Here is a 16,915-nt window from a genome sequence, read left to right as displayed (position 1 = left end):
TTTTAAAAACGAATTTAAATATACAGTACTTAGCAAAGTTTTGAATTCGTTCGAAATACTATTGAATTTGATGAATACGTGTAAATTCTTAGTACTTACATAGCTCCACTGTTTCAAAACTGTCACCCTAAAAAGAAATCAATAGATCCGCCTAACACGTAAAGGATATTGCTTTAACAACAGGCAAGCATTGTGGTACTAAAGATAAGTGTTTTACACAAAAATTACAGATTATTATAAAAGCCGGCAACATTCCTAACTGTTGCCGGCTTATTACTGAACGTTATTGTTCTTTACCTGGCCGGTGTAATCACTATTTTTCTGAATTCAATGGGTTGATGATCGCCCTGCAGGTAAATTGGTCCCGGCTCAGCTTCATTGCTGTCCAGTGCACCCCCGGTAATACCCGGAATTTCCTGATTGCTGATGATTGTTTTACCATTCGCCACTACAGTTACCATACGGCCCACCAATGTAATATCATAAGTCTGCCATTGGTCTGGCCCAAGTGTAACCATTTCATTAGCTGTTAAAAAACCATATATTCCACCAAACAGCACACTGTTGGGATGGGCATCTTTCGGACTATCCTCTATCTGTGTTTCATACCTGCCTCTTAAATACACACCGCTGTTGCCACCTTTAGGGTATTTAAATTCTACATGGAGTTTAAAATCATTAAACTTCTGTTCAGTGATCAGGTTTGAACCAGGCTTCGGACTGGTTAAGATACCATTCTTTACTTCCCACTGGTTTTTACCTGTCGCTTTCCAGCCAGTCAGGTCTTTTCCATTAAAAAGGTTAATGGTCTTACCCCATACCGGCGCAGCTGTTCTTTTTAAATATGGTGCTTTTACCCCTTTCCAATTGTATTTTTTACCTTCACTGGTCAGCATCGTACCCTGTATTCCAGCACTGGTCAATTCCCCCTCAATTACAAAATTCTGCGTACCCTTTTCCCATTGTGGTGGAATCTCGAACTTAAATTTACCATTGTCAAATTTCACTTCAGCTACAGGACGCGCACTTCCCGAAGCTGCAACAAAATAACCCACTAAAGTACTGTAACCTGAAAGCTTTACTTCCAGCCAGGAAGGAACAGATTTACCGTCCTCATCAACTGTAATGTCCCAGCGCCCGATTAAATCTTTAGCTTCGGCCAGCTTTTGTGCGGCAGAAAGCACAGTATTAGTTGATGCATACGCCCTTTCGGCAGCACCTGTCATCAGTAAACAACCTATACCCAATACAAGGATTTTTTTATACATAAGATTTTTTTCAGGCCAATATAACTTTTATTTATTTTTTGTACAAGGTTCAATATGTTGATTTCGGTATAGATTAAGGCCCAAATTCACAAATATCACCATGTAATTTATTTCATAATATTTATTTATTAATTTCATAACATTTACTTTTATTAAAAATTGTTATATTAGTATTTACATTTACTTTAATTATATTCAATAATGTTTTAAAATAAAATGATGTAACAGGATATTCAGGCAGGCATAGTTAGAAATACATCATTTGAGTGTTGTTTTACCAGGTAATCAAATCTTAAAAAACCAAATATTACTTTAAACTACATCAAAATGAAGAAAACAAATTTAATGCTCAAAAAAGCGCTCCTCTCATTGAGCTTTGGCTTGTGCCTGGCTGGATGCAAAGAAACCCAGCTCACAGATTTAAAAGAACAGGCAAATGGTGCAAAGCCCAAATCGGCAGGCGACGTACAACTGCTGCTCGCCGGCGAAAGCCCTTTCAAAGTGCTGTCTTTTAATGTCAGGCATAATGATGCCGGCGACCCCCAAACCATTACACAACGGCAGGGAAATATCCGCCAGATTATTGTAGACAATAATCCGGATATTTTTGGGGTGCAGGAATTCTCAGATGATACTTTCAAAACCTGGTTTAGGGCCCAAATGGCCACATTGGGTTATGGAGAATATTTCAGTACCACGCTTACCGCTACTCCTAAAACTATTTTCTTTAAAAACTCGCGGTTTACACTTGAAAGAAGCGGCACAGTAAGGTTAGGCGCCTCTCCCATCATCAATACGGCCACCTGGGTAGTGCTGCTCGACAACAGTACCTCCAACAGGTATTTTATCAGCAACAGCCACTGGCAGTTTGATTCACAACCCACAAGGATCGCAAATGCCAATGCACTGGTTGCAATGGTGAACGCCCAGAATACCGACAACCTGCCCGTAATTGTCTTCGGTGATTTTAATGCCAAACCAGGTACAACCGAAATCAATGCGCTGAAAGATGGCCTGGATGTTGTAGATGCGCTTGGTGATAGCACCGGCGACCCTACCTTTCATGGCTGGACCTCAACCGGCACCAATAAAATTGACTGGATCATGAGCGACAGAAGTATGGGTTTTACCAGCTGGAATGTCATCACAACCAGTTATGGTGGCTATTGGCCTTCAGATCACTGGCCGGTTATTGCCACTTATGTACCAGGCCTATTTGGTGGTCCGCATACCGATGCAAACGGAAAGAGCGCCAATGCAAATACTAAATTTTATTTTGCCGATATAGACGGGGACGGTAAAAAAGATAAAGTATACTGGAACCCTACTTATGACAGCGGCAGGCCCCAGGTATTTCTTTCTAACGGAAACGGTACTTTTGCCTCTCCTGCAGTGGTCCATACCGCCAGTGCTTCCACCCTCAGTACCACCAGGTACCATTTTGCTGATGTAAATGGCGACGGAAAGGCCGATCTGATTTTATGGGACCCTACCCTAAACTCGGGTCATACCAGGGTTTATCTGGCCACTACCAGTGGCAACTTCAGTTCAACCGTGGTTGATAACCCGGAAGGAACCAGCGCAGGTACAACCACAGTGTACAGTTTTGCCGATGTGAACGGCGATGGCAAAGCGGATAAGATTTACTGGAACGCCACCTTCGATTCCGGCAAAACACGCGTATACTTAGCCACTTCTGGTGGTAGCTTTAGCGGAACTGTAGTTGCTGGTACCGAAGGTGCCAGTACAACAGGCGGAACAATTTTTTATTATGCTGATGTAAATGGTGATGGTAAAATGGATAAGATATTATGGCACCCTACTTTAAATTCAGGCAAAACTATGGTTTACCTGTCTGATGGTGATGGTACTTTTACGGCTTCGTCAACCTTCAGCAATTCGGGCGCAAGCAGTGTTTCCGCTTCAACCGAATTTTATTTTGCTGATATAAACGGCGATGGCCGTGCCGATAAGATTTACTGGAGACCAGATCTTTACCTGGGTAAACTAAAAGTATATTATGCAACAACAGGCAGTGTATTTGACGGGCCAATTTATTCTTTAAGGGGTACTTCGCAAAGTGCAAACACCAATTTTTACTTTGCTGACATCAATGGTGATGGAAAAGCAGACCAGATCCGCTGGAACTATGCAGAAAATACAGGTGAATTAAGAAATTACTTCGCTAAATAAATAAAGCATAAAAAATAAGCCTGCAGATCTTGATGATTTGCAGGCTTATTTAATACTGGAATGAAAAATTGCTGATACCCTGTAGTAACTATCCATAGTATTTTTAAATTTGACAACTGCTAAAATAAAATCAATTATTTAAATATATTATGCCTACGCCTATTTCAGAATGTTTGTATTGCCAAAACAATGAAACATTACACCGTTTAATGATTAAAGTTGGAGATTTAGAAGTATCTCAATTGTTTCTGTTTAAAGAGCAATCACATCCGGGTCGCTGTAATGTGGTCTATAAAGACCATGGAATTGAGTTCCATGAATTGAGTGATGAGCAACGTAATGCATTTATGAAAGATGTGGCAAAGGTAGCAAAAGCTATTGCTGCTGTATTTAATCCTGATAAAATCAACTATGGGGCCTATGCGGATACCCTGTCTCATTTACACATGCATATCGTTCCTAAATATAAAGACGGCTACGGATTTGGTGCTGTTTTCGAAATGAACCCGCAAAAAGTTGCACTTTCTGATGTTGAATATTCAGAAATTATTGATAAAATTAAAGCAGCGCTTTAAAAATATTTATATCTACTCAACTTCGGATTTCCCGGCGCATGAACAAATAGTAAGCAAGTGCAAAGCAAGCTACCGTTGCCCCTATCAAACCACTTACCTGTGGCCATACGATCATCAGACTCTCTCTGAAAGGTAGAGGAGCGGGTATTGCCCCGGCCATTTGCTCCATCGTCATCGGACCAAGACTTCGAACAGAAGGCATCAACAATGTAGTGCTGGCATCTGTATAAAGTTGATTGGGTGCAATGCGCAGCAAATCCAGAATCAATTCATTGTAACGCAGGACCTGATCTTGTGTTAAAAAGGTAGGATCGGGCAAAAAAGACCTGATTATAAGATTGATAATGATCTGGTAAAATACTGTAAAGAACAACCATATGCCTATTGCCGTAAGGGCTGAAGTTGCTGCTTGCCTGAACCTGACCGACAAGGTGATGGATAAGCTCAACCAAAAGCCAACATAGATCATACTGATCATCATGAATCCCAGTATCCGCAGCAGCTCCTGGGGCTCTATCCTTACCCCCGTCAAAACCAGCCCTCCTCCTATCATCAGCAAGGCCAAAACCAGGAATGGGGCGCTTACCAGAATAAGGGCACTTACAAACTTGGCCAATAGTAAGTTGTCTCTGTAAACGGGTTGTGCAATAAGCCTCGTCAGTGTTCCGCTGTTCTGCTCGGCATTAATCGCGTCGAAGCCCAGGCTGATCCCCAGTAAAGGGGCCAGAAAACTTAGAAACACGTGAAAGGGCGGCATCGAATTATCTGTGGCAGTTAGCAGTTTAAGGTATAAAAAAGTATGGTCCGGATCATTAACATTACTCATAGCCGATCGGATATTGCCCAGGGATACATACATTGACGCAACGAACGTGAGTATGATCAGCCCCATCAGTACGATAAAGCGCCAGCTTCGGATATGGTCTGCCATTTCTTTATGAACCATCACATTAAAAGGGCTGGAAAGTGGTTGACTCTTCATTATCTTCAATTAATGTCCTCAAAATATTTTTGATAAATGTCATCCAGGCCATAATCTTTTTGATGTACGCCAGTAATGTCGCATCCCTTCTCCACAAAAAAACGGACCAGTGCTGGCGTAATGTCCTGCGTACACTCAAATTCTATCGTCTTTTCATTTATCCTGATCTGCTTAATGGTTTCCCATTGTTCCAGCTCCTGTTCCAATGCCCAGGGCTGAGGAATGACATTTGCTAACCTGATGGATACAACATGCCCTGCGTTGTTAAACACGTTGCCAGATAAGGTATCGATATTGCCCTGGGCCAATAGTTTGCCTTTTACAAAAATCCCTACCCGATCGCATACTTGTTGTACATGGTGTAAATGATGCGAGGAAAGCAGAACGGTCAGTCCCTGCTCTTTGCTCAAGCGCTTTATAAGTGCCAGAAACTCCCGCACGCCACTAGGGTCAATCCCCAAAGTTGGTTCATCAAGAATGATCACATCGGGCTGCTTAATCAATACATCGGCCAGGCCCAAACGTTGTTTCATACCTCTGGAAAAAGTAGCCGTTTTCTTGTTCAAGGCAGCAGAAAGCCCTACTGTTTCCATTGTCTCCACCGTGCGTACCTTGATCTCCTTTTCGGTCAGCCCGTTCAGCCTTGCAATGTACTTCAGGTTGTCCAGTGCAGTCATGTTGTCATAAAAGCCCAGGCTGTCTGGCATATAGCCTACCTTTCTTTTTACAGCAATCGGATTATTTGTTGCGTTATAACCGCAAACAAATGCAGAACCGCTTGTCGGATCGGTAAGCCCCAGCATCATCAGTATGGTGGTCGTTTTGCCAGCGCCGTTTGGTCCCAGCAGTCCAAAAATCTCTCCCTTATAGATGTCCAGGCTCAGGTCATCAACGGCCCTTTGCGTGCCATAACATTTAGTCAGGCTTTTGAGTTGTATAATAGGATCCTTCATTTTTCTATCTTCTACCGTACTTGCGGATAAGATAATACACCAGGGAAATGGCAGCCAGAATAACCAGTATACCAATCCATCCAGATAGCAATGAAGTGGTCACGACCATCCTAAAGGCAGCTTGGGAATTGCCATTGCTATTTGTTGCAGTAAAGGTAGCCGCATAATCGCCCGCTATCGTCTTATCAGGAACTTTAAGTTTTGCAGTGATGGCTATGTTCTTCCCTGGCTCCAGCTGTTTAACCTTTGAGGGCTCAAACGTCGCTTCCCAATTGCTGGGCAATTGTGAACTGAGTTCAATATCGTTCAATGGCAGGGTACCTGTGTTCTTTACCTCCAAATGGATTTCCTTGTGGCTGCCAGAAGTAAGCTCTTCGCTTAACTTTCCGGTGGGTGTGGTCAGTGTTATCCCGTAAGATCCCTTTACCACGGCCTCCAGATTCAGGGATAGGGTATCGGCAGCAGTTATGGCCTTTACAGGCAGCTTGTATTTCCCGGGTACGGTACTTGCTGTGGCATTGACCTCGATAGAGACATCCCGGGTACTTCCCGGATCCATATTGAGAGAGGTAACCTGGCTTCCATCAACCTTGTAGCTGATCATCCAGCCAATGGGCAGATTGGTTTTGAACTCAAATACGGCCGGTTTTCCAGACCCATTATGCAAACTGGCATTGTAACGAAATATTTCATTCGTTGCAGCCTCGATATTCATCAGCTTTGCTGTAAAGCCGGATTTACCATCAATGTTTACAGCCGGGCTTTGGGCACACAAGGCCAGAGGGCATGCAAAAAGAAATAGGAAAAAGAGAGGGGTAAGTGAAAATTTTGCTAACATGATCTAAATACTAGAATTTATAATAATAGCTTAAAAAAAATGTTTGTTCAATGTTTTAATTTGACGGAACAAATCAAAACAACAAAATAAAATTTTCAAATGGATTTAACATTTTTTAACAAAAAAAGAGACTATCAGATAAAGGGGGCTAAATTTAGCTTTACCGCTTTCAATTATTTTTAAATTCTGAATTATATTAAGTTCTTCAGCAAATAAATTGAAATATCAATAAGTTAGTAATGTTAACTTCCAGAATTTGAACTAGAAATAATAGAACTACTTAAATCCCATATTATTTGGGCCTACTAATATAGATCTTAAAACCTGCTTTTTAGCTGTTTTGGCTCTTTGCTCTTCAGTTTATTCCAATAAGTAAAAAAGAATGCTATTTCTTCTCCAACAACTCCATAATCTTCTTATTCATTTCGATCTGGCTATTGATCAAAGTAAGGATAGCTTCATTTTGCTTTTCGTCCCTGGAACGAAATGAACTATCTGTCTGAATTGCCATAGACGGATTTATCATATGTCCCGGTGATACTGTCATCATTTGAATTGGGTCAATATTAATGATCTGCGCTACTTTCTGAACAAAATCTACCGTGATCGCAGTTTCACCTCTTTCATACTTCGAATAAGCCGCTTCTTTAAGTCCAAGTTGCTCAGCAATATTAAAAGCTTTAATCTCACGTATTTTTCTGTACATAGAAATATTTCTGCCAATTACCTTGTTTTCCAGTTTAGTGAACTCAACATCTAAATTTCCCTTCATACCAAGCAGTAGTTTTATACAATAAATTATACAGGTAAAACTACTGAAAAAATATAGCATCAACAACGTAATAACAGGAGCTTCGCATAAGCTAATGAATGGAATGAATAAAATCTACTTCAAAACAATGCTCGTTTATATCAAAAAGGCCAATTAATATGGGTAGAGCAGGATCATACGGTACCCTTTATGACGCTCAACTTGTAACTCTTTTAAAAGAGGGTAACCATTATGCTTTTACTGAAATATATCACAGATACTGGGCCAAACTGTATATTTATGCGCGTAAACTCGTTGATGGCAATCACGATCTGGCTACAGATATTACTCAGGATGTGCTAACCTATGTCTGGGAAAAGCGGCTAAGCATTCAAATTACTGAATCGCTTTCAGGGTATCTGCATACAGCTATCAAGCGAAAAATGTTAATGTACATTCGTCAACAAAAAACACATGATAAGTTTTTAAACTTCCTGCAATATTTTATAAGTGAAGGAGAAAATATCACTGATAATTACATGCTGGAAAAAGAACTGTTAACAAAAATCGATAATATTATCAATAGCTTACCACCTAAAGTAAAGGAAGTATTTATTTTAAGCAGGTACCAAAATCTAAGTAGAAAACTTATTGCCGATAAACTTCAACTATCAGACGAGTCGGTCAAATATCAGATCAATAGCGCACTAAAAATTTTCAAAAGAAAATTAAAATAAACACTACCATCCTCCACTCTTTTGCACCATGTATTAAGTAACGAAAAAAATAAATACATGACAAGGAAAGACATAGATGATTTATGGCAACGTTATGCAGATGATAAAGTTACGCCAAAGGAAAAGGCGATCATGGATGCTGCATTTTTAAAGTACATGAGCCAGGATGAAACGCTACCAACGGAAAAAGAATTAATAGATGCCGACAAACGTATTGGTACCGGATTAGTGTATAAAGATATCCCAATCAAAAAAATTAACTGGCCTTTCCGTATTGCCGCTGCAGCAGCAGCAACAATCATCTGCTTAAGCATCTGGAGCTTATTATTTGTTAAAACACCACTACCTACAGGTTACGTCAATGATATCAATCCTGGTGGCTACAGGGCAACTTTATTGCTGGCGAGTGGTACATCTATTGATCTTAGCAATGCAAAAAATGGCAAAATTGCAGTAGATAAAAACATCGAAATCATCAAAAATGCTGATGGAGAACTCATTTTTAAAGTACAGTCAGATAGTACAACCGCTTCTGTTGTATCCAATCAAAAAAATTCAATATCATTAAATACCTTATCTACTCCAAAAGGTGGCCAATATCACATTGCTTTGCCTGATGGTACCAATGTCTGGCTAAATGCAGCCTCTACCCTTAAATTCCCTTCAAGCTTTCTGGGTTTAGCTAACCGGAGTGTTGAGCTTAACGGGGAAGCATATTTTGAAGTAGCGCAGGTAAAATCACTATTCGGCTTGAAAAAAAGGGCCAGAAAACAGCCTTTTATCGTAAAAACAGCTACACAGGAAGTAACGGTATTGGGCACCCATTTCAACATCAACAGTTATACTGATGAACCAGCTACCAAAACAACTTTATTAGAGGGCAGTGTAAAAATTGATGCCAAAGGAAATAACATCATTCTTAGCCCCAACCAGCAAGCTACAAATACTGGCCATACCATACAAGTAAACAAGGCCGATCCCGATTTAGCCATTGCCTGGAAAAATGGGGAGTTTATGTTTCGCAATGAACCACTGGCCGATATCATGAAAAAAATAGCCCGCTGGTATGATGTTAAAGTTATTTATGAAAACAAAAGTACAGGTCAAATAAACCTCAACGGAAGTATCAAAAGGTTTAGTAAAATATCTGAAGTACTCTGTATGCTGGAATTAACCGGCCAGATGCACTTTAAAGTGGAAGGAAGGAGGATTACCGTGCAATAAACAAACCAAAAAACGATAAAACTGCACCAATAAAAAAGCCAGAAGTGCTTGCTACACCACTGGCTAATAAGCTGTTTTACAATTAATTGAATGACCTCATAACTATAAAACCGAATAAACAAATGTATAGATTTTTTTCCACAATACTGATCATTGTAACCACTGTACTGCAGGTAAATGCATCTACGTATGCCCAAAAAGTAACCTTTAAACAAAAAAATGCCACCATTATCCAAATCTTTAATGCGGTCAAAAAACAAACAGGATACCATGTCGTCTGGATTGAAGACAACCTTAAGGGCAATACTACCATCAATGTCAATTTCAAAAACACACCGCTTAAAGATGTACTGAACAAAGTACTTGAACATACACCACTCAGTTACATCATCGACAAAAAGACCATCATCATCAAAAAAAAGGAGCCTTCCTTTCAAGACCGTCTTCTTGATTACATTACTGCTATTACTGTACACGGCAGTGTGGTGGATGATCAGAACCAGCCGTTATCCGGAGCAATAGTTAAGATAAAAGGCAGCAATAATGCTATCTCAACTAATTCCAAAGGAGAATTTACACTCACCAATGTAAACGAAGAGGCAATTTTGGTGATCTCCTATGTGGGATTTGAAACCAAAGAAGTGCCAGCCAAAACAGAGCTGGGTATAATTAAGCTGATCTCCAGTACTGATAAGCTCAAGGAAGTTGAAGTGAACGCAGGTTACTATACAGTAAAAAGTAGAGAGAGGACGGGCAACATCACACAAATAAGTGCCAAAACAATTGAGCAGCAACCAGTAAATAACCCACTATTGGCTTTGCAGGGAAGAGTACCCGGCGTTGAAATCATACAGGCCAGCGGTGTTCCGGGTGCAGGGGTCAGGGTTCGGATCAGAGGGCAGAATAGCCTGTCCAATGGCAATGATCCACTTTATGTTGTAAATGGTGTGCCCTTTCCTTCAACCAGCATGTCATCAACCACTATCAATATAGCTGTTCTTCCTGGGGCTAGCCCATTAAGCGTGATCAATCCCAACGACATTGAAAGCATAGAAATTTTAAAAGACGCGGATGCAACCGCAATTTACGGTTCCAGAGGGGCTAATGGTGTAATACTTATCACGACCAAAAAAGGCAAAGCCGGAGATTTAAACTTTAATGTAAACTTTGCCCAGGGTGCAGGCAATATTGCGCAACGGCTAAATTTATTAAATACAGAACAGTACATTGAAATGCGTAAAGAAGCATTCAAAAACGATGGTACAACACCTGGGGCTTCTGCTTATGATGTAAATGGGACGTGGGACCAAACCAGATATACAGATTGGCAGGAAGAACTCATGGGAGGTACAGCAAATACCACAAATGCTCAATTGTCAATTTCCGGAGGTAGCCAGAATACTACATTTCTAATCAGCGGAAATTACTATCGGGAAACAAACGTTTTTCCAGGAGACAAAAAATATCAAAGAAAATCTTCTATGTTCAATATAAACCATCATTCAGCCAATCAGAAGTTCAAAATTTCTGCATCGGCCAATCTCAATATTGAAAACAATTCACTGCCTACCACCGATATTGCTTTAGGCATGCGGCTGGCACCAAACGCGCCTGCCGCATTAACCCCTGATGGTAAACTGAACTGGGAAAACGGAACCTTCAGGAACAATCCCCTCATCGGTTTATTTAAAAAGTACAATGCTGACACTTATAATTTTGGCGCAAGCAGTACAATGAGCTACGAGATTGCAAAAAATTTAAATGTCCAGACTGCTATCGGCTATAATAGGATGCAAAGGGCTGAAGTATCTACGAATCCATTATCAGCAACAGATCCATTGCAGGCACTAACTGCAAATAACAGGACAGCAAATTATTATGACAGTTCAAACCAAACCCTGAGTGTTGAACCACAGGTATCATGGAATAAAAGTTTAAGCTTTGGAAAGCTTAGTATTTTAATCGGAACCACAATACAACAAAATCAAGCGCAAAATCAGCTCATTCAAGGAACTGGTTATGTCAACGATGGACTATTAGAAAATAAGGCGGCAGCAGCTACGGTAAAAGTTGACAATGCATATAGCTCAGTTTACAGGTATTTATCCGTTTACGGAAGGTTAAATTATAGTTTTAAAGATAGGTATTACCTGAATATCACAGGAAGACGGGATGGTTCCAGTCGTTTTGGGCCGGAAAGCAGGTACGGCAATTTTGGAGCCCTTGGCCTTGCCTGGATATTTAGTGATGAAAATTTCCTTAAAAACAATTTTTCATTTTTAAGTTATGGTAAACTACGGGCAAGTTATGGTTTGACAGGAAACGATCAGGTAGGAGATTATGCTTATTTGGATACCTGGTCGCCCAATACTAATCCTTACCAGGCCCAGCCGGCATTATCTTTGGGTCGTATTTTTAACCCAAACCTTGAATGGGAAACCAACAAAAAAGCAGAAATATCACTTGAATTGGGCTTTTTTAAAAACAAGTTAAATTTAACCAGTACATACTTCCGGAACAGGTCTTCAAATCAACTTATTTTTTATCCGCTCGCACCAAGTGTTGGGTTCCCTAGCATACAAAGAAATCTGGCCGCAACAATTCAGAATACAGGCCTGGAATTTGAACTTTCAGCAACTCCATTACAGTATAAAAATTTTAAATGGACCGCCTCAATAAATTTATCGGTCCCTAGAAATAAACTCGCCGAATTTCCAGGTATCGAAAAAGCCACTTCGTTTTCATTAAATTATATCATTGGCCAGTCCATGAATATTTCTAAAGTACTGGAAAGTAAAGGCGTTGATCCTCAAACTGGTCTATATACTTTTACAGATTTTGACGGAAGTAATACCATATCCAATCCCGGAGACCGCCGAAAAGTTATTTTTGTAGGGCAACGCTATTCAGGTGGCATCCAGAATTCAATCAGTTATAAAAGGCTTGAACTGGATTTCTTTTTTCAATTTGTTAAACAAAATGGCAGAAACGCAATAGTAAACAGTGCCCCGGGAACATTCACCAATCAACTAGATATAGTATTAAGAAGGTGGCAGCAACCAGATGATGTAACAGATATCCAGAAATACAGTGCAGCTACATCAACATTGACACATACCTATGCCAGCTCTCTCGGAGAACTTGGCATCTCTGATGCTTCTTACCTCAAACTAAAGAACATAGCCCTGGGCTATCGCATTCCTGATAAAATCCTAAAATCTATTGGCGCTAAAAATGCAAAAGCTTACCTGCAGGGACAAAACCTGTTCACCATCACCAATTATTTAGGCTTAGATCCTGAATCGGTTAACTTTCTTCCACCGTTAAGAATGGTAACTGCAGGCTTTCAAATTACTTTTTAATCGAATTATCATGAAAACATATTTTTTTAAAAAACTCCTGACATTTTCAACCGTGATCCTGCTTTTATTGATTACAGCATGTAACCAGTTCCTTTCATTAGAACCACCGATCAATAACATTTCTGCAGACCTGGTATTTAACAATGAGGAATCGGCAAAAGGGGCAATCACCGGCATTTATAGCAATATGGCTACTGTTGGTTATCCAAATGGCCTTGTAAACAGCATAGCAACCTTAACCGGAATGTGTGCAGATGAATTTATAAACTACCCGTTTCAGTTGGATGAATATTATAAGAATGCAATATTACCTGCAAGCTCTGCTACTAGCTGGAACCAGTCTTACCAATATATCTATACTGCAAATATCATTCTGGAAAAAGTTGCAAACAGTTCGGCAATTGGGAATGAACTAAAAATGCAGCTTGAAGGTGAGGCTAAATTTATACGTGCGTTTTGTTATTTCTACCTCACAAATTTATATGGAGACATTCCTTTAAATTTAACTACAGACTATCAGGCAAACGGCATGTCTGCCAGAACTGCACAAACCAAAGTTTATGATCAAATCATTCATGACCTGGTGGATGCCCAACGGCTATTAGGAAACGATTTTTATACCGTTGAACGGGTAAGACCCAACAAATGGGCTGCCACTTCGATGCTGGCCAGAGTATACCTCTATACAAAAAAATACGGTGATGCCGAGATTCAGGCTTCCAGCCTCATCTCCAACACGGCTATGTTCAGTTTAAAAACTGACCTGAACCAGGTATTTCTTAAAAACAGCACAGAAGCCATTTGGCAACTCTATCCAAACACAGCAGGCAGAAATACTAACGAAGGGGTATTATTCCTTTTAACCGGTACACCAACCAATGTTTCCCTGACCCAAAACCTGGCAGATGCCTTCGACCCTTCCGACAAGCGAAGGTTGCAATGGATCGGAACAATAACGGCAAGCAATAAAACCTATTATTACCCTTCAAAATATAAAGTTGGCGCAATAAGCGCTTTATCAGAATATTCCATGGTCCTCAGGCTGGCTGAGCAATACCTGATCCGGGCTGAAGCAAGGATTAACCTGGACAAAGTTGAGCTAGGTATTGCAGACCTCAACACGCTGCGCACCAGAGCAAGACCGGCACCAACTGTAGCCATCCCCAACCCCCTGCCTGCGCTCCCACTAACCTTATCCAAACCTGATGCCTTGCTCGCTGTAGAAAATGAACGTCGTTTTGAACTGTTCTCTGAATCTGCCCACCGCTGGTTCGATCTTAACCGCACCAATCGCGCTGAAGTTATACTGCCTTTAATCAAAGGTTCCAACTGGCAAAACACAGACAAATTATTTCCAATTCCACAAACTGAACTTAATACTAATCCTAACGTAAAACAGAACGATGGATATTAAAATAAACCAGCCTGCCAGAACAATATTTATTCTGGCAGGTTTAGCTTTGATTATCAATGTGCCGGTTTTTGGTCAAGCCTGGCAAAAGCTTCCCGCTAAAATCTTCGGCAAAATAACCAGAGGATTAAATCCCGATGACAGCATTGTTGTGAATATAAATGAAGACAATCCAAAATGGAGTTATAAGAAACTAACTGTTCCCGTGCATACTGATGGAAGTTTTCTGGTTGTGTTAGATACCATTCATCAACCAGCTGCGATCAGAATGAATTTAAAAGGCCGCAATTATATGTTATTTGAAAGAGAAATTGAGCCAGGTGACAGTTTGTTTCTTGAGATCAATGCGTATGTAGCCAACCCGACAAATAAATACAGTGGCAATATACCAAAGTATAGCGGTAATAATGTAGGAAAATATAGCTGTGAAGACAGTTTGGATATTTTCAGAGTAGGTTGGAACTACCGAAGAAACCAGATGGACAAGCCCCTCACCGGTATTAAGTACAGCTATTCATATTACGATCAGGTTTATAAATTTTTGTTGGCAGAGCATGAGCAAGTCACCGCTATTATCAAAAATTTTAAAAACCGTCTAAGTCCAGCTATGTTCCATTACCTTACAGCAAAGTATATTGCACAATACATCATGTGGAGTAGTCAGCTAAGGTTTCAATACATGCAGGCAAAAGATCCGAAAGTGCAGGCAGATATCATCAAAAGTTTTATGGCCCATAAGCTCCCGGAAATTGAGGTGAACCAAAATATAGCCGGCTACAATAACTCCTATCTTAGTTATCTGGTAAACAACATACAAGTTGAAACCTGGTTTGAAAACAATGGTAATGATTATCCTTTTAAACGGATATATGATAAACTTAAAGCCAGATACAAAGGATTTTTGCGAGAAAGATTGCTAACCTACTTTCTTTACTTCCCGGGCAATACACTTAATGTTCAAAATTACAGTCCAAATGATTTTGTAGCATGTCTGGAAGATGCCAGATCAATCATTAAGGATCCTTATTTGAAAAAAGTGCTGATCCAAAAATCTTCCATCAAAAGTGGTAGCCCTGCCTTTCCTTTTGAATTTCCGGATACCAGTGGAAAAACAATTTCCCTTAAAGAGCTGAAAGGTAATGTTGTACTTATTGATATGTGGGGCGTTGGATGTAGTGGTTGTGCGCTATTTTATAAGATGTTTGAAAAGGAGGTGCAGCCCTACTTAAAAAATGAACCCGGATTTAAGTTTGTGAGTTTAAACGTTGACAACAGTAAAGATAGATGGAGAACCGGAATACGAAGTGGTCTGTATACCAATCCGACTCATATCAATCTGTATATGGAAGGAAAGGGAATGCAACACCCTTATGCTAAATATTACAATATTGTAGCAGCACCTTTTATTATCCTGGTAGACAAAAACGGCAATTTGATTACCAAGATTGAAATTGGGCTTAGTGGTTCAGAAGTTTTAAAGCTCATCAGATCGGCATTGTTACAGGAACAATCCTGATTATCTCATCTGCAGAGATCGGCTTAATGGATTTCATAACTAACCATATAATGGTCATACAGTGCATACAATTTATTGTTAAGCACTATGAAATCTGTAAGCTTTTTATCGTTTATATTGGGCACCTGGATGCTGTGGCTATATTTTCCGTTTTCAATATGGTAAATATCAATTACTGTATAGGTGTTAAATTGCTTTAAAGGTTCCTGGTCAGAGGCCAGCAACGATTGGATGTAAAGCCACTTGCCATCTGCATACCCCCTTTTGTTTACCTGCAAAGGAGGAGCTGACATCAGCTTTTCCTTTGTTTTGGTTTTATTGATTTCAGCTACTTTTATTTTTGCTATACGATTGGTATCGATGGTATTGCCTATATAAACGAAGTTCATATTGGTATCCAAACAGATAAACTTATTACTATAATAGTTAATGTAAATGAGCTTTCCGGTTGCCTTGTTATAGGCCAGGTAGCCATCAAGTGCAAAATCATTATTTATTCCATCAGATAACCTGAATATCCCCTTTCTTTTGATTGTTGGTTGAATGGTAATCTTTTGTAAAACACGGTGTTTTGATTGAAAATACCTGATAACAAAACTGTTTTTCGAAATCACCTTGATGCGATCAAATTTTATATCATTCAGGTCTATTCTTTTTGTTTCAGCAAACGGAAGTATGGCCTGGGCATACGCTGGTGTCATCCTTTCCATATAATATACATTTGGCGAATCAATCTGAACCTTTATTGCCCATATATCTATCGTATCCTTAATAAAATTGGGATTATTAATATGTACCGTGTCTCTGAGATCAGCGGAGATCATTACACCATGTAAGGTAGCTTTATGGTTACCTAAAAAAATGTTGCTGTTCGTTATACCACTGATGTAATAATTAGCAAACTTTAAATCAAATTCATTTAATTTCTTTATTCCGATATTATTAAAGGTTCTGTTAAAACCATTTTTTTGATCAATACTGCTCCGGGATGAAACATATAGCAGAAATACTATCAATAATCCAAATGCAACAAAAAGGATGATCAGCAACAACTTCTTCATATCAATATATATTAAAATAAATACATCCGGGCAAGGAAGACTTG

General features: G+C 39.7%; 13 protein-coding genes. 7 read left to right on the top strand and 6 right to left on the bottom strand.

Going from position 1 to position 16,915, the window contains the following annotated elements; translation table 11 throughout:
• Positions 1–293: 293 nt before the first annotated feature.
• Entirely contained in the window at positions 294–1,268 is a 975-nt protein-coding gene (locus HDC92_RS06870; protein WP_183873251.1) for a DUF1080 domain-containing protein, read from the bottom strand.
• A 327-nt stretch (positions 1,269–1,595) separates the two neighbouring features.
• On the opposite strand from HDC92_RS06870, the gene HDC92_RS06865 reads away from it, so the two are divergent.
• Positions 1,596–3,461, top strand: coding sequence for an FG-GAP-like repeat-containing protein (locus HDC92_RS06865; protein WP_183873249.1), 1,866 nt, complete (start codon positions 1,596–1,598; stop codon positions 3,459–3,461).
• Between the two features lie 149 nt (positions 3,462–3,610).
• Positions 3,611–4,036 carry an HIT family protein gene (locus tag HDC92_RS06860; protein WP_015808681.1) on the top strand — a complete coding sequence of 142 codons (426 nt, stop codon included), beginning with the start codon at positions 3,611–3,613 and terminating at the stop codon, positions 4,034–4,036.
• A 16-nt stretch (positions 4,037–4,052) separates the two neighbouring features.
• Here HDC92_RS06860 and HDC92_RS06855 read toward each other — a convergent pair whose 3' ends face one another.
• From HDC92_RS06855 to HDC92_RS06840, 4 genes are all read right to left on the bottom strand, one after another.
• Positions 4,053–5,018, bottom strand: a complete 966-nt coding sequence (locus HDC92_RS06855) for an ABC transporter permease (protein WP_015808682.1) — start codon at positions 5,016–5,018, stop codon at positions 4,053–4,055.
• A 5-nt stretch (positions 5,019–5,023) separates the two neighbouring features.
• On the bottom strand, positions 5,024–5,971 hold the full coding sequence (locus tag HDC92_RS06850; RefSeq protein WP_183873247.1) for an ABC transporter ATP-binding protein: 948 nt from the start codon (positions 5,969–5,971) through the stop codon (positions 5,024–5,026).
• A gap of 4 nt (positions 5,972–5,975) precedes the next feature.
• The gene (locus tag HDC92_RS06845) at positions 5,976–6,809 is read right to left on the bottom strand and encodes an NEW3 domain-containing protein (protein ID WP_183873245.1); all 834 of its coding nucleotides are present in this window, start codon (positions 6,807–6,809) and stop codon (positions 5,976–5,978) included.
• Positions 6,810–7,194: 385 nt separating this feature from the next.
• Complete coding sequence (locus HDC92_RS06840; protein ID WP_183873243.1) at positions 7,195–7,581, bottom strand: helix-turn-helix domain-containing protein; 387 nt, start codon at positions 7,579–7,581, stop codon at positions 7,195–7,197.
• 158 nt (positions 7,582–7,739) lie between these two features.
• Between HDC92_RS06840 and HDC92_RS06835 the strand changes: the two genes are divergently transcribed.
• The 5 genes from HDC92_RS06835 (at position 7,740) to HDC92_RS06815 (ending at position 15,810) form a co-directional block, all read left to right on the top strand.
• Positions 7,740–8,297: an RNA polymerase sigma-70 factor gene (locus tag HDC92_RS06835; RefSeq protein ID WP_183873241.1), complete on the top strand. Its 558-nt coding sequence runs from the start codon at positions 7,740–7,742 to the stop codon at positions 8,295–8,297.
• A 57-nt stretch (positions 8,298–8,354) separates the two neighbouring features.
• Positions 8,355–9,521 (top strand): FecR family protein, encoded by a 1,167-nt coding sequence (locus tag HDC92_RS06830; RefSeq protein WP_183873239.1) that lies wholly within the window; start codon positions 8,355–8,357, stop codon positions 9,519–9,521.
• Between the two features lie 122 nt (positions 9,522–9,643).
• Positions 9,644–12,883, top strand: coding sequence for a SusC/RagA family TonB-linked outer membrane protein (locus HDC92_RS06825; protein ID WP_183873237.1), 3,240 nt, complete (start codon positions 9,644–9,646; stop codon positions 12,881–12,883).
• A 10-nt stretch (positions 12,884–12,893) separates the two neighbouring features.
• On the top strand, positions 12,894–14,297 hold the full coding sequence (locus HDC92_RS06820; RefSeq protein WP_183873235.1) for a RagB/SusD family nutrient uptake outer membrane protein: 1,404 nt from the start codon (positions 12,894–12,896) through the stop codon (positions 14,295–14,297).
• Positions 14,287–15,810: a TlpA family protein disulfide reductase gene (locus HDC92_RS06815; RefSeq protein ID WP_183873233.1), complete on the top strand. Its 1,524-nt coding sequence runs from the start codon at positions 14,287–14,289 to the stop codon at positions 15,808–15,810. Before HDC92_RS06820 ends, HDC92_RS06815 begins: the two co-directional genes overlap by 11 nt.
• Before the next feature lie 23 nt (positions 15,811–15,833).
• On the opposite strand, the gene HDC92_RS06810 is transcribed toward HDC92_RS06815, so the two are convergent.
• Positions 15,834–16,871, bottom strand: a complete 1,038-nt coding sequence (locus tag HDC92_RS06810; protein WP_183873231.1) for a hypothetical protein — start codon at positions 16,869–16,871, stop codon at positions 15,834–15,836.
• Between the last annotated feature and the right edge of the window lie 44 nt (positions 16,872–16,915).

It is taken from the genome of Pedobacter sp. AK017 (assembly GCF_014200825.1).
Classification (GTDB): domain Bacteria; phylum Bacteroidota; class Bacteroidia; order Sphingobacteriales; family Sphingobacteriaceae; genus Pedobacter; species Pedobacter heparinus.
This window is presented reverse-complemented; position numbering and strand designations above follow the sequence as displayed.